A 23,137-nucleotide genomic window follows, 5' to 3' on the forward strand; every position below is an offset into this window, starting at 1 on the left:
ATTTGAAAACATCCCTAAATAATATTTTATAATCATTACTGACTATGAATAACAAACTAGGGAAAACTTTAAGGCGCTTCAGGCACGTATCAGGACTTACACAGCAAGAAGTGGCAGATGTATTATCCGTGAGCAGGCTAACTTATATTAAATGGGAAAACGATTTTGGTTGTCCAAGTTTTCTGCACGTTTATCTGCTAATCCAGACCTATAACATTACATTCGATGATTTTGTGCGTGATATGATCCGTTAGGCAAAAGCTGCCAAAAAACAGATCACATTTTTGTTTTTGTGTTATTCCTGTAGAATATGTTTTACAGAAAATTTAGAATAATCTTTTTATTTATCATCCTCAGCTTCATTTTTTCGACTTCAGTTTTGCAGTATAATGGCTTGAAAAGGTCGAAAAAATGCCTCTAACGGCACTGTTGTTCAAATTTGATAGTATTTTAAACAAATTTGAAACTCTTTTTCTTTCCCTAATGCTAAATTCGTTACTGTTAGATGCGTGGATTAAAACGAAGAAATCAACAACAGTAATATTCCGGACATCATACAGACTAAACAAACCTGAAAGGGTTTAAACATTAACCAATTAATATTACCGATGGGTGGGGCATAACCAAACCAGTTGTCGGCATAGCATACGACTAACCAAACTTTATAAATCAACTAACACAATGATTAAAACTAATTCTGAGGCAACAACTGAAAAAAATTTTTTCTCAGCCGGCCATATACAACGAAGGCAGTTTTTGCAGTTCGCGGGGGCATCTGCATTAGCGATAGGCATCGCCGGTTGTAAAAAGGATACGATTCCATCTTCAACACCTTATATTAATACGGATAATACGATTGATTTTAAGGATGATAGTGGTTTGTTAAACTATATTTATGCATTAGAACAGTTGGAGGCAGCTTTTTATAGCAAAGTAATTACCAGCTTTCCGGCCGCATTTACCGCCCAGCAAAAATTATTTTTCAATGATATCAGCCTTCACGAAATCGCCCACCGCGAATTTTTTAAAAAATTTCTGGGTTCCGCCGGTATTGGTGCGCTTGAAATAGATTTTACGGGCATCGATTTTACTGATGCCGCTGCTGTATTCACCGCTGCCAAAACATTTGAAGATTTAGGTACGGCAGCCTATAATGATGCAATTGCCAGGTGTAAAAATGATTATAACCTTATTATTCTAAGTCAGGTAGCAACTGTAGAAGCACGCCACGCAGCCTATGTACGCAGTCAGGTAAGTGCATTAAGTTTCGCCGACCTTACTGAGCTGTCTGCTTTAGGTGCCGATGCCACCAATGCCCTCGATGTTACTTTATCACCGGGCAAAGTTTTGGAAACAGCCTCAAAATACATTAAAACTAAACTTAATATCATTAACCTGTAAACCAGATCAGTATGAATGTTTCAACAATCATTAAAGAATTAGAAAAGGCAGATGCTGAGGTTTATGAAAGATTGAGCCCAAGGCGATTTGCATTACAGCGCTTTTTAAGTTTTGGTAAAAAAGTATCTCTGGCGGCATTGCCGTTAAGCCTAGGCAGCATTTTTCAGAATACTTACGCACAAACTACCTCAAATGCAGTTACCATAGATTCGCTTAATTTAGTTTTGGCCCTGGGTTATATGCAGTTTCAGTTTTATAACAATGCACTAACGGTAACGCCTAACTTAATTCCGGCTGCCGATAAACCTGTTATTACCACATTACGCGATCAGGAACAGGCACATATCAACATCCTGATCAAAACCATAACCGATCTGGGAGGAACCCCAAGAACTGCACTGGTTTATGCAAATTTTGATTATACGAAGGTAAATGCCAATGTAACCACTAATTATGCTACATTTTTACGTACCGCGGTGGTACTTGAAGATTTAAGCGAAAGGGCTTACAAAGGGCAATTGGTTTCTTTAATGGGCACACCAGTATTGGCTACTGCTGCACGCATACAAACCATCGAAGCCCGCCATTCTGCCCAGTTGCGTTTAATGGTAAACAAGCTGCAGATTGCGACACTTAAAAATTTACGCCCCTGGGTGAGTATCAGGAGGAATGATGCGGATGGATCTGATGTACAGCCCATTACCGGAAACGATTCGATGATTGGCCCGCTAAACCCGGTTTATGATATCGATACTGGCCTACTGAACAGGGAAACTAAAACAACCCAGGCAGGCATTGAGTTGGTTGGCATTGGAGGCAATGTTAATTTAACCGCCGGGCCTGCAGCAGAATCTTTTGATGAATATCTTTCAACTGTTGCTGTTAAAACAGCAGCCAACCTGTTTATAAAAACCGGATTTCAACTAACCTAATAAAAAAAATAATTACCGATAAGGGAGAGATGATATGAAAAAAATTATAATCTTATTTTTATTGCTTGGCACCTGTAAAGCTCTTTTTGCACAAGAAGTGATTACAGTGAAAGGCATAGTGAAAGATCAGACTAACCAGCCCATGCCTGGGGCAACAGTTTACGAGAAAGGCACCAAAAATAGTGTGGTAACCGGTTCTGATGGAGGGTACCAGATTAAAGTAAAAGCTGATGCTACGCTGGTATTTACTTTTTTGGGCACCAAAGCGGTAGAACAAAGGGTAAATAACAAAACAAACATTGATGTTAAATTACAGGACGATGCCAATAACCTGAATGAGGTGGTGGTAATTGGTTATGGCCAGGAAGTAAAACGTGGCGATTTAACGGGTTCAATATCATCCATTAGTGGAACTGAACTTGCAAAAGTACCCGTACAGAACGTTGCCCAGGCCTTACAGGGGCGTATTGCGGGGATGCAGGTAGCGATGGGAAGTGGCGACCCGGGCGAAGTGCCATCGATTAAAATACGGGGAGGAACCTCCATTACCCAGAGCAATGAACCGCTATATGTAGTTGATGGGGTACCACAAACCGAAGGACTTGCTTTTTTAGATCCAACCGATGTAGAATCTATTGATGTGTTGAAAGACGCTTCGGCAACAGCAATATACGGTGCCCGGGGTGCAAACGGAGTGGTTTTAGTGACCACAAAAAAAATAAAAAGCGGTAAAACCACCATCAATTACGATGGATATGTTGGGGCTAAATCGATTACCCGTTTTCTACCGGTACTAAATACATACGATTATATAGAATATGTTTACGAAAATGCTTTACCCAATGCAGGCAGGCTCACTACTTTTTTAAACACTTACGGACCATTTGATTCTTTGCAGGTGAAATATGGCAACAGGCCAGGTATCGATTGGCAAGAGCAGGTGATGGGAGAAACCGCGATGACACAATACCATAAAATCAGTATTAATGGAGGTACGAATGAGATTAAATACAATGTGTTCTATTCTAAAAACAATAATGAAGGAATTTTATTAAACAGTGGCGCCAATAAGGATATTGCCAAGTTAACTGTAACCAACAACATTGGTAAAAAAGCAGTGGTTACCGGCATCGTTAACTATTCCAATCAATATATTTATGGTACAGGTGGCACGCAAACCGGTGGAAATGCCCGTTTGAGCTACTTACAGACGCTTTTGCAGTACAGACCAATAAACAGTAAAAACGGAAACGACCTTGATTTGCTGGATGATGCGGTAGATGCCCTGGATAACCAAAGTAGCCCGGCCTTTCAAAGTCCGTTATTGGCGTTGACCACCCGTAAAGTAGACCAATCGATAAAAAGCTTAAATTCTAGTGTAACTGTAAAATATAATTTTCTTAAAAATTTAACCTATAACGGTTTGGTTAGCTTTACCAATCAAACCAATAAGATTAAAACATTTATTGATGCCAATAACATTCAGGCCATACGTACCGGAGGCGCATTTGGTGGGATAAGTGATGCTTTAACCAAACGTTTATCGTACAACAACATCATCACTTATGCCAATGTTTTTGCAAAGGACCATAAAATGGATGTATCTGTAGGGCAGGAGTATATTTATAATTATGGCGAAAATTTTGCCGCTACAACCAATGGTGTTCCGGTTTTTAACAATGGTTATGATAATCTGGGCGCCGGTACCATCGCCACTTTCCCCTCATCCTATACTGAAGACGATAAGCTGTTTTCTCTTTTCGCCAAGGCAAATTATTCTTACAAAGGCAAATATTTTGCAAGTGCATCCATCAGGAGAGACGGATCTTCTAAATTCGGACAGGAGAATGTTTTTGGCTATTTTCCTTCTGGGGCACTTTCGTGGAAAATTTCAGAAGAACCTTTTCTCAAAAACATCAAGGCAATTTCCGATTTAAAACTTCGCTTAAGTTATGGTAGCTCGGGCAATAACAGGATTGCCAATTATGCTGCCCTGGCCACTTTTGTAACGGGTAATTATCCATTAATCAATCAGGTTAATCCTTCCGCATACCGAAATAACCTTGAAAATCCGTTTTTAAAATGGGAAACAGTTGTACAAAGCAATCTTGGTCTTGATATCGGCCTTTTTAAACAGAGGATTATGCTAACAGCCGAATTGTACGATAACCGTTCAAAAGATTTGCTTTACAATACCAGGATTCCGGCAAGTTCGGGTTTTAGCACCCAGCTACAGAATGTTGGCGAAACATCAAGCAAAGGAATTGAGCTTACTCTGAGCACCATCAACATTAAAAACAGTAATTTTTTGTGGAATACAAATTTCAATATTGCCTTTAACAGAACAAAAGTGCTAAAATTAAGCAGTGGCGAAAATTCTCTGCTGGCCAGCAGTTATAATCCGGCATTTAACGATTATATATTGCAGGTAGGGCAGCCGGTGGGCATTATGTATGGTTATATCAGCGATGGTTTATATCAGGTGAGCGATTTTAACTATAACCCAACCTCGAATGTATATACGTTAAAACCTGGCGTGGTTAATAATGGTAATGTGGCCCAACCGGGTTATGCCAAATATAAAGATATCAGCGGCCCTAATGGTACACCGGATGGTTTGATCAACGATTTCGACCGTACGGCTATCGGTAACGCCAACCCGAAATTTACAGGTGGTATAAACAACACTTTCAGTTATAAAGGAATCGATTTAAGTGTGTTTTTAGATTTTACCTATGGCAACGATATTTACAATGCCAATGTGCAGAATAACCTGGTTTTATCAGGCGATTTTAACAGCAATATGGCTTTTCAGGCAAACCGGTGGACAAATGTGAATGCTTCCGGCCAGTTAACAACCAGTCCGGTAGAGCTTGCGGCATTAAATCAGGGTAAAAACACAGTTTCATCTCTCGGTGGTACTACTGCAGGCCGCTTAACCCGTTTTGCAATCGAAGACGGTTCCTTTTTAAGGTTAAATAACATCAGTATTGGTTACACCCTTCCTAAAAAATGGTTAAGTGCGGTAAAAATTAGCAATGCCCGTATTTATTTTACTGCCTACAATTTACACGTATTTACCAAATACTCCGGTTACGATCCTGAAGTAAGTGCAATTAATAATCCTTTAACCCCCGGGGTCGATTTTAGTGCCTATCCAAGAGGAAAATCTTTTCTTGCCGGTTTAAATCTATCGTTATAAAAAAATCAATATGAAAGCTAAGTTTATAGACATAAAAAACGCAACCTTTGTTGGCCTGATCACGCTGGCAACATTTGTTTCCTGCAAAAAAGTGGTCGAAACCGATCCTTATTCTTCCTTTACTTCTGATAACTTTTTCAAATCAGTTCCCGAGGCTTACGCAGCAACACTAGGGGTTTATGAAACACTTAAAAGTCCAAGTACCTATGCCTGGTATGTTCCTTTGGTGTATGATGCAGATACAGATGTTGAATTTTTAAGTGCGGGAACCACGGCGAATGATTTTAGAGAGGTTTCGCACTATTATTATCTGGCAGGTAATTCGTTATTTTATAGTACCTGGAGTACATTATATAATGGTATAGACCGGGCCAATATGGTTATTGAGCGCATACCGCAAATGAGCCTGTACACCAGCGGAACTACAGATCAAAAAGCAGATTTAAACCGTATGATTGGTGAGGCTAAATTTCTTCGCGGGTTTTTTTACTCAGAATTGGTGCGATTATGGGGAGATGTACCTTTTAAAATCAAAAGTTCGGCTCCCGGAGATGACCTGAGCCTGCCCTTAACCGATAGATTTGTGATTTATGACCAGGTAATTAAAGACATGCAGGAGGCTATAACTGTTTTACCAGCAACCATTGCAAGTAACGAAAGGATAAATAAATTTGCCGCAAAGGCCGTATTGGCCCGCATAGCCCTGTTTGCAGGTGGTTATTCTTTAAGGCCTGATGGTACCATGCAAAGACCTTCAGATTATGCCAGGTATTATCAACTGGCACAAACCCAGGTAAATGAGGTAATCGCTTCGGGACTCTACAAATTAAACGATAGCTATAGTCAGGTTTTTAAAAATCAATCGGCACAAGTGTTCGAACCCAAAGAAAGTTTGTTCGAAATGTCTTTTTATACCCCTACGGTAACCAATACCAGCAGTTCCAGCTGGGGTACTTTTAATGCACAGCCTACTAACACCGGTGTTTATGGAAGTACCTTAAACCGCACCTTTGTGCCCTCATCATTTTACAGCAGTTTTGCAGATGGCGATTTAAGACGTGATTTTTCGATTGCGCGCTACATTCTGGATGCTAATGGAAATAAACTATCGTTGCTAAGTGGAAGAGACGATGAGCGTTGGGGACCAGGCAAGTGGAGCAGGGAATATCAAAATAATTCGGCATTGGAAAAAACTTATACCAACATCAATTATGTTGCCATGCGTTATGCAGATGTATTATTGATGAAAGCTGAGATTGATAATGAATTAAACAACGGGCCTACAGCAGAGGCTTACGAAGCCATTAATACAGTTAGAAGAAGGGCATACGGCACTAATACAGCAGGTAGCAGAATAAATATTACACTGGGTGCAGGCGGAAGCGGTTATTCATTAAACAGCACTTCGCTGAGTAATACTATAATCACAATTACTGGTGGCGGTGGCACAGATGCTTATGCCGTGCCTACGGTAGCAGGCGATAAAGTAACCGGAATAACAATGTTAAACCAGGGCGGAGGTTATACTTCGGCGCCAACAATTGCCATTACCGATGTTAAAGGAAAAGGAACCGGCGCTACAGCTACAGCCACACTTTTACCTAAAAAAAATAATGCTGATGTGGATTTACCTGCAGGTTTAAGTAAAGATGCCTTTTTGCTTAGAATCCAAAATGAAAGATCGTGGGAGTTATGTTTTGAAGGGATGCGCCGGGCAGATTTAATCAGATGGAATTTACTGGGCGATAAAATAAAGGCTACACAGGATGCCGTTAAAGCTATCCGTGCTCAATATGCTTACGAAGCTGCTACTAATTTCAAAAAAGGTAAGCATGAGCTGTATCCGTTTCCATCAAACGAACTGGATGTAAACAAAAAGATAACCAGGCAAAATCCGGGTTTTTAAATAAAAACCACTCTTGAAGCCTCACTGATTTCAAAACAAAGTCCACTCTTCTCAATAGGAAGAAGCGGGCTTTGTTCATTAAAATTGCGTACTTAACAGATACAAAATGCCTGTGATTTGAAAGATATGCGCTTTAATAATATACTTACCAATGCCGCTCAATAATTATATCGCCTCTGACAAGCTCTTTTCATCAAAATTGAATCTATTTTAACCATATTTTAAACTTCTTGTAAGCAGGGATAACTAAATTCGTTATCCGAAACAATTCGAAAATATGAAGTATATCATCCTGTTCCAGTTGCTTTTGTTAACAGCAGTAGCCAGTGCCCAAAATGGCAATAAGCCAAATATCCTGATTATCATGACCGATCAGCAAACGGCAAAAGCGATGAGCATTGCAGGAAATAAAGAACTTAATACCCCTGCTATGGATAAACTGGCTAAAAATGGAATCCGGTTTACCAAAGCTTATTGCGCGCAACCTTTATGTACCCCATCGCGTACGGCAATTTTTAGTGGTAAAATGCCTTTCGAAACAGGTTTTGTTGGCAATTCGCCCGAAAAAGACGGCCAATGGCCTGATAGTTTACTGATGATGGGCAAGATTTTTCAGAACGGAGGTTATCAAACCGGTTATGTAGGCAAATGGCATTTGCCCGTACCTACCACAAAAATCAGTCAGCATGGATTTAAATATATCCAGAATACCAATTTTCTCGATTATAACGATGCTGGTACACCGGCTTATTGTGCGCGTTTTATTCAGGAAAATAAAGACAAACCCTTTTTATTGGTGGCATCGTTTTTAAACCCTCACGATATCTGTGAATGGGCGAGGGGCGAAACCTTAAAGATGGATTTATTAGCTGATGCACCCCCCGCAGATCAATGTCCGCCATTGCCTGCCAATTGGAAAATCCCGGCAAATGAACCTCAGATTGTGCGCGACCAGCAAAAAAAAGTGGGCTTACGTACTTATCCGTCAGTTAATTATAGTCCTGAAAAATGGCGGCAATACCGCTGGGCTTACAACCGCCTGGTAGAAAAAGTTGATGGTTATATCGAAATGGTGCTGGCTTCACTTAAAAAGTATGGTGTAGAAAAAAATACGATCATCATTTTTACAGCCGATCACGGCGATGGATATGCGGGCCATAGCTGGAACCAGAAGCAGATTTTATACGAAGAAGCCTCGAAAGTGCCTTTTATCATTTCGAAAATGGGAGCGTGGAAAGAACGTACCGACGATATGCTGGTATGTAACGGCACCGATATGATCCCGACGATATGCGGCCTGGCCGGAATCGCTAAACCAGGGTATTTAAAGGGCATAGACATCAGTAAGAAACTGGCTGATCCCGCTAAAAACCTGCGCGATACCCTGGTCATCGAAACCGATTTTGCAGATAATGAAGACCTGTTGGGCATCAATGGTCGTGCTGTAATTACCAAAGATTTTAAATACATCGTTTATAATAAAGGGGAACAAAAAGAACAGCTGTTTGATTTATCAAAAGACCCCGGCGAAATAAATAACCTTGCTGTAAATGCGGCCTACAAAAAGAAACTGTTAGCAATGCGAAATTATTTAAAGCAATGGTGCAAAACCAATAAGGATCAGTTTACCGCAGGTTTATAGATGGTATCTGGTTCTGATTTAAAATAACGATAAATCTGCGTGAGGGATAGCAGCAGAAAGCCCGGATCCCGATTCTTCATCGGGAGAGGACTTGTAGCGGATAGCCCGACCCGCAGGGGCACGCCCAAATAAAAAGAAAAAACTGTATCACAACAATGAAGAAATTACTCACTCCCATTTTAACGCTATTCTTTTTAAACGTTCTGGCCCAGCAACAGCCTGCAGTAATTAAACTCACTGCCGGAAAATTGCATGCCAGGGTGCGCGAATGGCCATATCCTGTAAATGGCATTACGGTGCCTACAAATGCCCCGGCATTACTTTGGCCCGCTACAAACGGACAAAAAATGGTAACACCGATGGAAAGCGGGAGCGATATTCCTGAAGATCCGAATATTGGCAATATCCGTTATCAGGTTTTTTTAGCCCGCGATAAAGACTTCAAAACAGCTCTTATAAAAAGTGATATACAGGCCTGGGCCGTTTATCCTCTACACCAGGCATTGCAACCCGGTAAATGGTTCTGGAAATATGGCTATGCACTAAAAGGTGAAACAAAATGGAGCTGGTCGCCGGTGTACGATTTTGTGGTAGATGCCAGATATGCCAGCGAAAAAGTATCGCCACCTCTGGCAGAAGTAATTAAGCGTAACGAAGCTCCGCATCCGAGGTTATGGAACATGCATGCCATTAGCGAAGATTTTTACAACAACAATAAAAATAACCCGGAGGCCAAAAAATTTATTGCATTTGCTGAAAAGTTGATGAAAGCCCCTTTACCTGCCGAAAAACCAGTAAGGGATATTGATACCACGGGTAAAACCGGTTTGGAAAAACGTGGATTGATGGACAGGATGTACCACGGTTTTGGAGATATGGTGGGCGATCCGGTTAGGAACCTTTGCATTGCCTACCAGCTTACACACGATGAGCGTTTTATTATAGATGCCAAAAGAAGGGCCATCAATATCCTTAATATGGACCCGGATAAGCATTATGCCACCCACGATGATTTTAATAGTGGAGCTGTTTTAGAGGCTTTGGGCTGGTTTTATGATGTGGGTTACGATCGCATCAGCGAAGAAGAAAAAGCGCAGTTTAAAGCCATGATTACAAAACGCGCAAAATTAATATACGACCATTTGCCCAACCGTTTCGAACTGCATGTAAGTGATAACCATGTATGGCAGATCACCCTGCGCAACCTGGCCATTGGTACCATTCCGGTAGTAAACGAAGTACCTGAAGCCAAAGAATGGTTAAGCTATCTTTACGAAGTATGGTCTGCCCGTTTCCCTGTGCTGGGTACAACCGATGGCGGCTGGCATGAGGGCAATGGCTATTTTAAGGTAAATTACAGATCGATTATTTACCTCTCGCAGCTTTTTGGCGATTTTACAGGTGTAGATTATTTTAAACTGCCGTGGATGCAAAACCTGGCGTTATACACCGTTTATACCAATCCACCCAAATCAGCCTCAACTGCCATTGGCGATGGCTGGGAAAATATGCCCAATATTAATAAAGGACAAGCTCAGTTTAGTGAAGCAATGGCTTTAAAATTGAATAATCCTTATTTAAACTGGTATGTAAGCCAGTTAAGGGTTACTAATCCTGAATATTTTACCGGTACAGACGATTATTTATTGTTCAGGCTGTTAAATTATAAGCCAACGCAGAAATTTCCCGAGAAATCTCCTGCAGATTTGCCAAAATCTAAGCTTTTTGCCGATGTGGGTGTAGATGCGATGCACGAAGACCTGACCAAACTCGATAAAGAACTGGCCAGTTACCTGCTCAGCAGTCCTTTTGGTTCATCAGGCCATGGTCATTCCGCTCAAAATGCCATTACTGTGAATTATAATGGTAAAGTGGTTTTAGGCGGAAGTGGTTATTATAGCAATTTCAGCGATAAGCACAATTTACTTTATTACCGTACTTCAAGGGCATACAGTACCATTTTGGCCGACAGTATCGGGCAGCGCTTAGGCGAAGAAGGTTACGGCTGGATACCGAGGAGCATTTCGGGCAACCACATTCAATATGCACTTGGCGATGCCAGTAATGCCTACGGCGACATTACCAGCGAGTTTTGGCTGGGCAGGTTTAAACAGATCAATTTAACCCCTACAACTGCTAACGGCCATGGCAACCCCAATGTAACCTTGTACCGCAGGCACATGCTGCAGCTGGAAGGAAATTATATTGTGTTATATGATGAACTCGAAGCCAAAAACCCGGTTAAATGGACCACTCAGTTCCACTCACCCAATTACACCATTGAAGCGGCGAAAAGTGATAACCCGATACAGCAGAATTTTGTGGTGAAAACAGAAACCGGCCAGCTGGATGCCAGCGTTTTTGCAAATTCGGCTATCGGCTTAACGGTGCACCATAATTTTACAGAACCTGCCGTAAACTGGATGAAACTTACCGGCGAGGGGGGCAAACTGAGGGAATATAAAGACCAGTGGCATGCCGGCATTACTTCGGCGCCCGCACAAAAATTCAGGTTTTTAACCATTCTCCAGGTTAAAGACGGGAAGGCAGAAATCATCAAAACACTGTCGGCTACAAACGGACTTTATCATTTACAGATAGGCAACTGGGATATCCAGGCACAACTGGATGGCAATAAAAAGGCAGCATTGCAGGTTTTTGGTAAACAGGTCAATGCCCTGTTCAACTATGGCGATCTGCCGGTTAGTTTTAATGGTCAGGCTTATAAACCTCAGCAAACAGGCAGTTCTACCTTGCTGGAAATGAAGGGCACTAAGCTTGAAAAACAGGAAGTAACAGATAAATTGCCCGATGTAGCCCTTTATGATAAAGAATAGTTAAATAATGGGTAATTGATGGTGTCAGAATGATTAAATTTGAATAACCATGTTTCAAAAAGCAACCATAAAAATATCGGCCATAAATACCATCAGTTACCGGTGGGTGGCTGTTTTTGTAACCTGTGTATGCCTTTTTTTTGCTGGAGGCCATGCACGGGCGCAATTACAGGACCGTTATTTTCGTAATATTTCGGTTGATAAGGGCTTATCGCAAAGCACGGTTTTTTCAATTAAACAAGACACCCTGGGTTTTATCTGGATGGCCACACAGGATGGACTTAACCGCTACGACAGTAAAGGTTTTAAAGTGTACCGGCCCATAAAATCAGATCCTAAAAGTTTGCAGTCTTATTACACCCGTGTGCTTTTTGTTGATCATAAAGGGAGCCTTTGGGTGGGTGGCAACCAGGGAGTAAGCAATTACAATTATGCCACAGATAACTTTACCAATTATAAACTTCCGCGTAACTTGGGCGAATGGTACGTTTCGTCTATTACCGAAGATCCGCAACATAACATTTGGGTAACCTCTGTTGTTGGCGGGATTTTTAAACTCGCTGCGGGAGAAACACAGTTTAAACAGGTTAATTATGATTCTTTCAACACCGGCATTAAAAGGGTAGTATATATTGGCAGCTGGAAATCAGCCATTTTAATCGGTACCGAAGTTGGCCTTTTTAAAATGACCGGCCCGCAGCATAAACTAGTTAAAATTGATCTGGGAACCGATAAACCGCCCATAAACGATGTGTTTATAGATGGTGCTGTTTTTTGGGTGGCAACAGAAGGTGAAGGACTTATCCGCTATCATTTCGAAACCGGCGAAAAAAACGTTTTCAGGCATGTCCCCGGGGTTAAAAGCATCGCCGATAACAATATCCGCTGCGTTGGAAAAGATACAGAAGGCAACATCTGGCTTGGCACCTTTAAAGGTTTATCTATTTTAAACCTGAAGGACAATACACTCGAGAACTATTATCACCAGGTTTCTCAACCTTATACCATTAGCCAGAATTCGGTCCGTTGTTTTTTCAGGGATAAACAAAATGGCATCTGGCTGGGGACTTTTTATGGCGGGGTTAATTATTACCATAAAAACGATATTAAATTTAACCTCCTCAGTCAAAATACGGGCAAACTTTCCTTAAATGATGAAGTAGTAAGCGCGATTAAGGAAGATACCAAAGGAAATTTTTGGATCGGCACCAATGATAAAGGCCTTAACTATTGGAACAGGGCAAGCAACACCATCAGCTACTTTTCTAACAACGAAAATAACCCAAACAGCTTAAGCGCAAATAACATAAAAGCCATTGCTTTCGACAACGACAAGAACCTGCTGGTTGGTACACATAACGGCGGATTGAATATTTTAAACCCGAATACCGGGAACGTAAAACGATACCGTCATAGCGAGAGCGATCCCAACAGTTTAGCCGGCGACCTGGTTTACGGCATTTTAAAAGATTATAAAAACAGAATCTGGATCGGTACGCGCTCTGGTCTGGATGAATTTAATCCTAAAAGCCAGACTTTTACGCACATCCATTTAGACCGGGCAGGCAAAAGGCCTGGTTCTGATGATATTACTTACCTTTTTGAAGATAGTAAACACCAGATCTGGATCGGTTCTACCAACGGCATTACCCTTTTTTATCCGGATAATATGCTGTTTGGAAATGATATTAATGCGCAGTTAAAGGAAGAAGTAATTACCTGTATTACGGAGGATAACAAAGGCAGAATATGGATTGGTTCGAGAGAAGGATTAATTTTATATGACGAAAACCAGGAATCATTTATCACCTATAAAAATCAAAAGGATTTTATAAAAGGCACCATTTACGGTTTACAGCCCGATAACGAAGGCAATATTTGGGTTTCTACCAACAGGGGGCTTATCCGCTTCAATCCAGATACCAGAACATCACAGGCTTTTGATGAATCAGACGGCTTGCAGAACAACCAGTTTAATGATTATGCGTTTTGCAAAGCAAAAGACGGGATGTTGCTTTTCGGAGGGATTAAAGGCCTTTCGTATTTTTATCCCTCAATGGTTAACCAGCAGCCGCTCCATTTAAACCTCACTTTTACCGGTCTGGAGGTTTTTAATAAAAGTGTGGCAGCTGGCGATGGAACCGATATTCTTCAGGGATATATCGATCAGGCAGGCAAGCTCGAACTTGGCACAGAGTTTAAACAGTTTAGCATTTTGTTCAATACCTTTAATTACATCTCGGCCAACCGTACCCAATATTACTATAAGTTGGAAGGGATTGATAACATCTGGCAAAAAACCAGTGACCTTAAAGTGAGTTATAACAATCTTCCTTCGGGAAAATACACTTTTTTAATCAAAGCAGTAGGTCCAAATGGCGAAGTTAGCCCGGTTAGACAACTGAAAATTGCGATTTTGCCCCCCTGGTACCGCACTTTATGGTTTTACCTGCTGGTATTCATGGTGCTCGGCGTGGCTTCATACCTTGGCTATCGTATTATTGCCGAACGCATTAAGGCCTTACAGCAGTTAAAACTCGAGCGGATTGAAAAAGAGCGGGTAAGGGATATTAACCAGGTAAAAATGGACTTTTTTACCAATGTGTCGCATGAATTGAGGACACCTTTAACGCTGATTTTAGCACCATTGGAAGAACTGCTGAAACTGCCGCAGGTAGATAAAAACCTGAAAAAGAAATACGACCTCATGCTCATCAACGCCAAAAGGCTTTACAATCTGGTCGATCAGTTGTTCGAATTCAGGAAAACCGAAATGGGCACCCGGCAGCTTAAAGTAGATAAAAGTGACATTGTGAGCTTTGTGCACGAGATTTACGAATCTTTCAGGCCGCTTTCAGAAAAAAACAACATCAGCTATACCTTTCATTCAACAGAAGCAAAACTTTCTTTCTATTTTGATAAAGATGCCATGGAGAAGATTTTGTTTAATCTCTTATCTAATGCATTTAAATACAGTGGAGCCAACCAGAAAATCAATATTGAACTGGTAAAACAGAACGATCATATCCTGATCAAAGTAGCTGATACAGGCGTTGGTATTGCCGAGCAGGATTTATCTAAAGTATTTGATCGTTTTTACCAGGTAAATAACCGCGAAATGAACCTCGGCTCAGGCGTGGGTCTGGCTTTTACCAGGAGCCTGGTAGAACTGCATCACGGTCATATTACAGCACAAAGTGCAAAAGGCCTGGGCAGCGTGTTTACCGTAACCATCCCCATTTCGGATGAAGTGTACCTTAATCATGTCATTACGGAAACCAAAATGTACGAATTATCCATCATCCCTGATCAGGCTGCCCCGGTAGAGGATATTGCCGTTTGGGAAGAAAGCGAAACCTTACAGGATGAAGAAAATACCTCGGCAACCAAACTCCTGATTGTAGATGATAATGAAGAAATCATTTCCTATCTTCAGGAATATTTTAGCAAACTATACCGGGTAGCCGTTGCTTATAATGGGCAAATGGCATTAGAAATGCTCGAAATAGAGCAATACGATATCATCATCAGCGATGTGATGATGCCCGAAATGGATGGATTGCATTTTTGTAAACGCGTAAAACAGAACATCAATACCTCACATATTCCTTTAATGCTGTTAACCGCCAGAAACGAAACCAACCAGCAGATAAAGGGTTTGGAAATGGGCGCTGATGATTATATAACCAAGCCTTTTTCTACCAGTTTATTGGCCGCCAAAGTGGCTAACCTGCTTCGCTCGCGCAAACGTTTAAAAGAGCATTATTCTACCAGAAAAGAAATGGTACCCGAAAATATTGCTTTTAATACCCTTGATGAAGAATTTCTGAAACAGGCCATTGCCATTGTGGAAGAGCACCTGGCCGATTCCGAATTTTCGGTTGATAAATTTAGTCGTGCAATAGGCATGAGCCGCTCTAACCTGTATTTAAAATTTAAAGCCATCACCGGCGAATCGGCAACCGATTTTATCAAACGGATCCGTTTTAATAAAGCAGTAGAACTGATGAAAAGCAAGCGTTATACCATTGCACAAATTACTTATATGTGCGGTTTCAACTCGCCTTCGTATTTTTCTACCGCCTTTAAACAGCATTATGGCTGCATGCCAAGTGAATATTTAGCCCGTGCTGATGAAATGAAATAATAAGGGTAAAGTGGCGATTATCCTAATGGTTGGTCCCCCACCGACCATAAAATTAACTTCCCGTTACTTATTTTATCCTAATGGTTGGTGTCTCACCGACTATAAAGTAAAACCTTCTTTTAATAAAAAACCTCATCATAAACGTTTAAGCCACTTTTATTTTATGTTCATTGCATAATATTAACCTGTCAGATTTAACAATTTAATAATCTAACAGGCTAATACTGCTTACATCAAAAGAACATCTTTGTGCGATTTCTATTAAAACGATTTCCCAAACCAAACACTTACGATTTATTATGATGCAAGGACTTTATTCTATTATCCTAATGGTTGGTGTCTCACCGACCATAAAAGTAAACCTTCTTTTAATAAAAAACCTCAGCATAAACGTTTAAGCCACTTTTATTTTACGGTCATTGCATAATATTAACCTGTCAGATTTAACAATTTAATAATCCAACAGGCTAATACTGCTTACATCAAAAGAACATCTTTGTGCGATTTCTATTTATCCTAATGGTAGGTGTCTCACCGACCATAAAAACGTTTAAGCCACTTTTATTTTGTGTTCATTATCCTAATGGTTGGTATCTCACCGACCATAAAAGTAAAACCTTCTTTTAATAAAAAACCTCAGCATAAACGTTTAAGCCACTTTTATTTATCCTAATGGTTGGTGTCTCACCGACCATAAAATTAACTTCCTGTTGCTTATTTTATCTTAATGGTCAGTGTCTCACCGATCATAAAAGTAAAACCTTCTTTTAATAAAAAACCTCGTCATAAACGTTTAAGCCACTTTATCCTAATGGTAGGTGTCTCACCGACCATAAAAAACGTTTAAGCCACTTTTATTTTACGGTCATTGCATAATATTAACCTGTCAGATTTAACAATTTAATAATCTAACAGGCTAATACTGCTTACATCAAAAGAACATCTTTGTGCGATTTCTATTAAAACGATTTCCCAAACCAAACACTTACTATTTATTATGATGCAAGGACTTTATTCTATTAAATTCCGGTTACCGCAGCATCTTTTCCAGAAGATGTTATTATCTGCGTTACTGGTGGTTTCGGCATTTGCCGTTTCCGCACAGCAAACCGGCCGCACGGTAAGCGGGCGTGTAACCGACGAAACCAATCAGGCCCTCACCGGAGCCACCGTAAAAGAACAGAACAGCAGCAACGCAGTTTCTACCGATGCTAAGGGCGCGTTCAAACTAAACAATGTAAAAGGGAAAACACTTGAGGTTTCCTTTATTGGTTACAAAACCAAACTTGTGCCGGCCGGTAGCGATGTGGTTAACATCAGCCTCGAACCCGATGCCTCCATGATGGACGAAGTAATGGTGGTAGGCTATGGTAAACAGGCTAAAAAGGACGTTACCGGGGCGGTTACCCAGCTTGATGCGGCCAATTTCAGGCAGGGTGTTGTAACCTCTGCCGATAACCTGCTTCAGGGCAAAATTGCTGGCGTACGCGTTGTGGCCGGCAGCGGCGAACCCGGTGGTGGTGTAGATGTATCCATCCGTGGTACGGGCTCCATCCGCAGTGGCAGTACTCCGTTATTTGTAGTAGACGGGGTGCCATTAACCAACGACGATGTGAGCCCAGGAGGCTCTAATGTGGGTTTCGGTTCATCAAGAGCTAAAAATCCTTTAAACTTTCTAAACACCAGCGATATCGAATCCATCTCGGTATTGAAAGATGCTTCTGCGGCAGCAATCTATGGTGCCCGTGGTTCCAACGGTGTGGTTATTGTAACCACCAAGAAGGGTAAGTCAGGGCAGGGCAGTTTTACCTACGACTCTTACCTGGGCCTTTCGAACGTTGCCCACAAACTCGACCTTTTAACTGCAGATGAATACCGCGCAGCGATAAAAGACAAAGCTTTTGACCATGGTGGCAATACCGACTGGCAGGATGTAATCTACCGTCAGGCAAGAACACTGAACAACTCGGTATCTTTTTCCAAAGCGACTAACACCGGAAATTATTATGTTTCGGCAGCGCAGATGGATCAGGAAGGTATTGTGAAGAACAGTGAGTTTAAACGTACTTCGGCCAGGATCAACGCTTCCGAATCTTTTCTGGATGATAAACGCCTAAAGATCGGCATCAACTTAACCGGTAGCGAAACCCGCGATGATGGTGTGCCCACCAGCGACGATGGCGGATCGAACGGTCAGCTGATTATCCAGGCCTTGATGTCGAACCCGACCCGTTCTGTGTACGATAACAACGGCAATTTTACCAACTTCAATGCCAATGCACATTATAACCCGGCTTATCTGCTGGATATTTACCGCGACCGTACCCGCACTTTAAGGGTACTGGGAAACATGGATCTGTCTTTCAGGATCATAAAAGGGCTGGAGTACAAATTCAACCTGGGGCTTGACCGTTCTGTGGGAGAGCGTAATACCACCATCTTCCCCAACATTACAGATCTTAACCCAACCGGAAGATATGTACAAACCAACGTAGATTCGAAGAGTACTTTGATGGAGCACTACCTGAACTACAGCCTGCTTACAGGCAAACATAAAATCGATGCCGTTGCCGGTTTCTCCTATCAGAAATTTGAAAGAGGAGGTACTGGTTTTACCATCATTGGTTTGGCTGGCAAAGGTACTGGTGTGCTGCCAGAGAATAATCCGGGTTATGCCGGCACGCAAAATGGTGTAACAGGTTTTGCACAGATCAATGAGTTACAGTCGTATTTCTCGAGGATAAACTATGCCTACGACAATAAATACCTGTTAACAGCCTCTGTACGTGCCGACGGTTCGACCCGTTTCGGTGCCAATAACAAATACGGTTATTTTCCTTCCTTCGCATTAGGCTGGAACATTGCCCGGGAAGATTTCCTGAAGACAATTCCGGTTGTAAACGAACTGAAATTAAGGGCAAGCTGGGGCCAAACGGGTAACCAGGAGGTACAAAACAAGCTTACACAAGCCAGTTACGCACTTTCGCCGAATCAGGGTTACTACCTGAACAATGATCTTACATTGGTAAACGGCATCAATGTAATCAGGACACCCAATCCCGACCTGAAATGGGAGGTGGTTACACAGTACAATGTAGGTCTGGACTTTGAGCTTTTTAAAGGCAAGCTTTACGGTACGCTGGATTATTTCAACAAAACCACTACCGATGCCATCCTGAATATTCCTGCACCGGTGCTGAGCCCTACAAATGATATCTGGGTAAACCTCGATGGAAATTACGGTGGCAAGATCGTAAACAAGGGTTTTGAGTTTATGCTCGGTTCTAAACTGATCAGCAACAGCAAATTCAACTGGAATGTTGATGTAAACGGTGCCACGCTGAACAATAAAGTAAAAGACCTGCCCATTTCGGAGATCACCTCTGGTGTAATTTCGGGCCCTGGCTTATCAGGTGTAACGGCTAACATCTACAAGAATGGCTATGCTGCCGGTTCTTTCTACATGCTGGAGCATATCGGTTTCGATAGCAAGGGGAATAACATCTTCAGGGATGTGAACGGCGACGGGGTAATCGATAACAATGATAAAGTGATCTTCCAGGGGGCTATTCCAACCTTTACCTACGGACTGAATAGCCAGATGACTTACGGGAACTTCGACTTTTCGTTCTCTATTATCGGACAGACGGGTGCCTACTTGGTAAACAATACCGGGCTGAACGCACTAAATATGAATAACCTGGCATCCGACAGGAACGTATCCAAACATTATTTTGATATGGGCGCCAATCCCGCTAACCCGCCGCAACTGTCATCGCTATACCTGGAGAAATCAGATTTCATCAGGTTAAACTCGGTACGTTTGGGCTACAACATCAAGGTGAAACAACTGAGCTGGCTACAGGGTCTTGGTCTTTATGTTACCGGACAGAACCTGTTCACCATTACCAATTACAGCGGTTACGATCCACTTATTAACAGCCCTAAGGCAGCAAACGGCAACCAGTCTATCGGTATCGATTATACCAGCTACCCAACTGCCCGTACAATCATTTTTGGCGCCACCTTAAAACTATAACAAACAGATGAAAAGATATCAAATTACCAAGATAAAAACCATGATGTTGCTTGCTGCAGGCCTTGTTTTTGCCGGCTGTACCAAGCTCGATGAAAAAGTGCTTGATGAGGTACTGGGCAGCAGCGCCTCTAATCCTGCAGGTGCATTGGCTGCTGCTTACAGCCGTTTGGGCGAAGGCACCTTTGTAGACCATGGTGCGGTTTTCTCGTTACAGGAATATACCACTGATGAAGCTATACTGCCTACACGCGGCAGCGACTGGGGAGATGGGGGCAAATGGCGCTCGATGCACGAGTTTACCTGGGCACCCAATAACCCGATTGTTACCGATAACTGGAACATGCTCACCAACGGAATCACCCGTTCGTTAACCGCTATAAAGGAAATTACCAACAGCAGCATTTCGCAAAAAACGCTTTATTTAGCAGAAGCAAAAGGCCTGCTGGCTTTTTATACCTATACTACGCTTGACCTTTTCGGACAGGCGCCTTACCGCGATCCGATGGACGAGAAAGCACCGCTGGAGATGAAACAGTCGGCCGCGGCGATTGATGAGCTGATTTTACAGGTAGAAGCCCTTATTCCCAATCTCGCCCCGCTGGGTGAGCAATCTACCCATAACGGCAGGTTTACCAAAGAAGCAGCTTATGGATTGCTGGCAAACATGTACCTGAACCGTGCCGTTTTTAAAGACCGTTATGCGGCAAGCTTCAACTTCAACGAGAAATCGGTGAACACAGCCGAAACGGATATGGACAAAGTGATCAGTTACACTTCGCTATTGATCAACTCCGGCAAATTCAGCTTGTTGAGCAATTATTTCGACAACTTTGCAATTAAGAACTCGGGGGGAAAAGAGTTGATTTTTGTGGTCGTACAGAAAATTGATTACCTGCGTAATGGATCTAACTCTTTTGCTTATGTGTGCGTAGAGCGTAATCAACGTGCTTCGCCGGCCAACAGGGGTACGAATGCCGCCTGTATCAGTCCACAGTTTTATGCCAGCTGGGATGGTAACCATGATGATCCCAGGTTTTCGCAGAAATACCAGTATGCCGACGGTACCTGGTTCACCAACGATGGCCCTGGAAGTGTACCCGCTACCGATATTGTACCGAAGAGCAATAACCTGCCCTGGTTCCACTTTAACAGGGGGATTATGGTTGGTCAGCAGTATGGCCCTAAGTTGACCACAGGAGGCGGTTTTGAAATGACCAGTGATGGCAGGATCAAGGTATCGGAACTGGTGATGGAGAAAAGTACCACCACAAAAATGGACTTTACACCCGAGCTGAACTTCTCGAACCCTGCGCAGGCAGTATTTGCACAGAACGAAATTAACAGGGGCGCACGCTGTTTCAAATATGAGTTCGATCCTGAGCTGGATAACGGAACCAGCAACGTGGATATCCCGTTAATACGTTTGGGTGCCATTTATACCATGCGTGCAGAGGCGTATTTCCGCAAGGGGATGACAGCAGAAGCCATGGCCGATATAAACAGGTTGCGCACCTCAAGAAAGCGCGAGGCGTATTATGGCAGCACTGCGGGTACACCAATCACATCTATTAACGAAGCCACGCTGTATAAAGAGATTGCCTACGAAACTTACTGGGAGCTTTTAAGACGCCCTCAGATGATCCGTTTTGGCAAGTTTGAGCTTCCTTTCAGTGCAAAACCCACAAGCCAACCCTTCAGGAGGATTTTTCCGATCCCGCAGGCAACACTTGATGTAACCAAATCAATTAAGCAGAACCAGGGATATTAATAAAAGGATAACTAATTTAAGAACAGTAGTAAGCATAGCTTGCTACTGTTTTTGTTTGGAGTGTGATCATCAACTGCTATTATCAGGACTGAAACTGTGGTTGAACCATTGCCTGAACATCTGAAGCAACCAGGCCATCCCGGCCAAGAATAATCTGGAATTCCACCGCATCACCGGTGTTAATGTGGCTGTGTTCCGGATCAAGATCAAAAAAAATATCCTGCCCGTTTTCATCTTCAATAGAACCTTTTCCAAAAACCGGATCAATATGTATAACAACACCTTTTCTCATAACCAACTTGTTTATTAAGTAAACATGATAAATGCTGACGTGAATATAACAGGTTTGTTACATTGATGCAAGGCTTTGTTGCTGTTTTAAATTTTCTTCACCAATAATTCATGCTGCGCGGCAGAGCTTGGGAAAAAAATATATAAACGAATCAGGATTTTTCTTCAATTTATCAAAGCTAAAGGTTGTATTAAGCGCGTTAATCAGCCCTTATTTTATCGCTCCAAATGCAGCAAAGTATGAATTTTTGTGGAGGATCTCTGTCACCTTAAATCCAACTTTTTGTAACAGCGTGAGTTGGTAATTTAAAGAACGTGGTGTATCCTCATACGCAATATAATCGAATACCTTTTGCCTGTATTCAGGGCCGCCAAGCGTTTCTAAATAGGCGCCATAATGATCTTGAAAAAGTTTGTCGATCAAAGACGAATCGTGAGCAATAAGGTCCGAAATCCAGATGCTGCCCCCCGGCTTTAACGCCTTGTAAACTTTTGTAAATACCAGTTCCCAATCTGCATCTGTACGTAAGTGGTGAAAAGTGGCAGCAGCAAGGACAATATCGAAGTGGTTATCCGGCAGCTCCAAGTTACGCATATCATCCTGTATAGTGGTTATTTTTCCATTAGTCTGAGCCGAAATGCGTTCTTTTGCACGTTCAAGCATGGGTAAACTTAAGTCATTAAGTGTGCAGTTAAGATCCGGAATCTTGCTCAGCATTTTTAAGGTGTAATTGCCCGCACCACAACCAATATCCAGCAGTTCTCTGGCATCCGGATTAATGTATTTTGCAGCACCCGTGCAAAGCTCCATGGTAAGGGGCGCATCAATGGTAGTTTGCTGACCGCTTTCGAGGTTAGAGAAACGCTCTACATCGTTATCGAACCGGGTTTTAATTTCTTCATTTGTTGCTTTCTGCGAATAATATGTATCCATATTTTACTTTTTTTGATAAAGTTAAGCTTGTTGATCAT

Annotated in this window: 12 protein-coding genes; 10 read left to right on the plus strand and 2 right to left on the minus strand. The window is 42.0% G+C overall.

All coding sequences use genetic code 11. The annotated features are described in order from the left end of the window. Positions 1–44 precede the first annotated feature (44 nt). From ACTJKC_RS21920 to ACTJKC_RS21965, 10 genes are all read left to right on the plus strand, one after another. Positions 45–254 (plus strand): helix-turn-helix transcriptional regulator, encoded by a 210-nt coding sequence (locus ACTJKC_RS21920; protein ID WP_440795323.1) that lies wholly within the window; start codon positions 45–47, stop codon positions 252–254. 427 nt (positions 255–681) lie between these two features. Beyond that, a complete protein-coding gene (locus tag ACTJKC_RS21925; RefSeq protein WP_440795325.1) occupies positions 682–1,401 on the plus strand; it encodes a ferritin-like domain-containing protein in 720 nt (239 codons plus the stop codon). Positions 1,402–1,412: 11 nt separating this feature from the next. Next, positions 1,413–2,333 (plus strand): ferritin-like domain-containing protein, encoded by a 921-nt coding sequence (locus tag ACTJKC_RS21930; RefSeq protein WP_440795327.1) that lies wholly within the window; start codon positions 1,413–1,415, stop codon positions 2,331–2,333. 34 nt (positions 2,334–2,367) lie between these two features. Beyond that, positions 2,368–5,535 (plus strand): SusC/RagA family TonB-linked outer membrane protein, encoded by a 3,168-nt coding sequence (locus tag ACTJKC_RS21935; RefSeq protein ID WP_440795329.1) that lies wholly within the window; start codon positions 2,368–2,370, stop codon positions 5,533–5,535. A 10-nt stretch (positions 5,536–5,545) separates the two neighbouring features. Continuing rightward, the gene (locus ACTJKC_RS21940) at positions 5,546–7,441 is read left to right on the plus strand and encodes a RagB/SusD family nutrient uptake outer membrane protein (protein ID WP_440795331.1); all 1,896 of its coding nucleotides are present in this window, start codon (positions 5,546–5,548) and stop codon (positions 7,439–7,441) included. A 277-nt stretch (positions 7,442–7,718) separates the two neighbouring features. Next, positions 7,719–9,083 (plus strand): sulfatase family protein, encoded by a 1,365-nt coding sequence (locus ACTJKC_RS21945; RefSeq protein ID WP_440795333.1) that lies wholly within the window; start codon positions 7,719–7,721, stop codon positions 9,081–9,083. A gap of 155 nt (positions 9,084–9,238) precedes the next feature. Continuing rightward, positions 9,239–11,920, plus strand: coding sequence for a DUF4962 domain-containing protein (locus tag ACTJKC_RS21950; RefSeq protein WP_440795335.1), 2,682 nt, complete (start codon positions 9,239–9,241; stop codon positions 11,918–11,920). Between the two features lie 49 nt (positions 11,921–11,969). Beyond that, a complete protein-coding gene (locus tag ACTJKC_RS21955) occupies positions 11,970–16,067 on the plus strand; it encodes a hybrid sensor histidine kinase/response regulator transcription factor (protein ID WP_440795337.1) in 4,098 nt (1,365 codons plus the stop codon). 997 nt (positions 16,068–17,064) lie between these two features. Beyond that, entirely contained in the window at positions 17,065–20,106 is a 3,042-nt protein-coding gene (locus ACTJKC_RS21960; protein WP_440795339.1) for a SusC/RagA family TonB-linked outer membrane protein, read from the plus strand. Between the two features lie 7 nt (positions 20,107–20,113). Further along, the gene (locus ACTJKC_RS21965; RefSeq protein WP_440795341.1) at positions 20,114–21,874 is read left to right on the plus strand and encodes a RagB/SusD family nutrient uptake outer membrane protein; all 1,761 of its coding nucleotides are present in this window, start codon (positions 20,114–20,116) and stop codon (positions 21,872–21,874) included. Positions 21,875–21,956: 82 nt separating this feature from the next. Here the strand turns inward: ACTJKC_RS21965 and ACTJKC_RS21970 are convergent, their stop codons facing one another. Continuing rightward, entirely contained in the window at positions 21,957–22,166 is a 210-nt protein-coding gene (locus ACTJKC_RS21970) for a hypothetical protein (protein WP_440795343.1), read from the minus strand. A gap of 210 nt (positions 22,167–22,376) precedes the next feature. Then, the gene (locus ACTJKC_RS21975; protein ID WP_440795345.1) at positions 22,377–23,099 is read right to left on the minus strand and encodes a class I SAM-dependent methyltransferase; all 723 of its coding nucleotides are present in this window, start codon (positions 23,097–23,099) and stop codon (positions 22,377–22,379) included. Between the last annotated feature and the right edge of the window lie 38 nt (positions 23,100–23,137).

The organism is Pedobacter sp. 22226, from assembly GCF_052045455.1.
In the GTDB taxonomy this organism is placed as follows: Bacteria; Bacteroidota; Bacteroidia; order Sphingobacteriales; family Sphingobacteriaceae; genus Pedobacter; species Pedobacter jeongneungensis.

What these genes read in the sequence shown, in the direction of transcription:
- ACTJKC_RS21940 (WP_440795331.1), top strand. Translation starts at nt 5,546, where the DNA reads ATGAAAGCTAAGTTTATAGACATAAAAAACGCAACCTTTGTTGGCCTG.
- ACTJKC_RS21945 (WP_440795333.1), top strand. Translation starts at nt 7,719, where the DNA reads ATGAAGTATATCATCCTGTTCCAGTTGCTTTTGTTAACAGCAGTAGCC.
- ACTJKC_RS21970 (WP_440795343.1), bottom strand. Translation starts at nt 22,166, where the DNA reads ATGAGAAAAGGTGTTGTTATACATATTGATCCGGTTTTTGGAAAAGGT.
- ACTJKC_RS21975 (WP_440795345.1), bottom strand. Translation starts at nt 23,099, where the DNA reads ATGGATACATATTATTCGCAGAAAGCAACAAATGAAGAAATTAAAACC.
- ACTJKC_RS21960 (WP_440795339.1), top strand. Translation starts at nt 17,065, where the DNA reads ATGATGCAAGGACTTTATTCTATTAAATTCCGGTTACCGCAGCATCTT.
- ACTJKC_RS21965 (WP_440795341.1), top strand. Translation starts at nt 20,114, where the DNA reads ATGAAAAGATATCAAATTACCAAGATAAAAACCATGATGTTGCTTGCT.
- ACTJKC_RS21935 (WP_440795329.1), top strand. Translation starts at nt 2,368, where the DNA reads ATGAAAAAAATTATAATCTTATTTTTATTGCTTGGCACCTGTAAAGCT.
- ACTJKC_RS21930 (WP_440795327.1), top strand. Translation starts at nt 1,413, where the DNA reads ATGAATGTTTCAACAATCATTAAAGAATTAGAAAAGGCAGATGCTGAG.
- ACTJKC_RS21920 (WP_440795323.1), top strand. Translation starts at nt 45, where the DNA reads ATGAATAACAAACTAGGGAAAACTTTAAGGCGCTTCAGGCACGTATCA.
- ACTJKC_RS21955 (WP_440795337.1), top strand. Translation starts at nt 11,970, where the DNA reads ATGTTTCAAAAAGCAACCATAAAAATATCGGCCATAAATACCATCAGT.
- ACTJKC_RS21950 (WP_440795335.1), top strand. Translation starts at nt 9,239, where the DNA reads ATGAAGAAATTACTCACTCCCATTTTAACGCTATTCTTTTTAAACGTT.
- ACTJKC_RS21925 (WP_440795325.1), top strand. Translation starts at nt 682, where the DNA reads ATGATTAAAACTAATTCTGAGGCAACAACTGAAAAAAATTTTTTCTCA.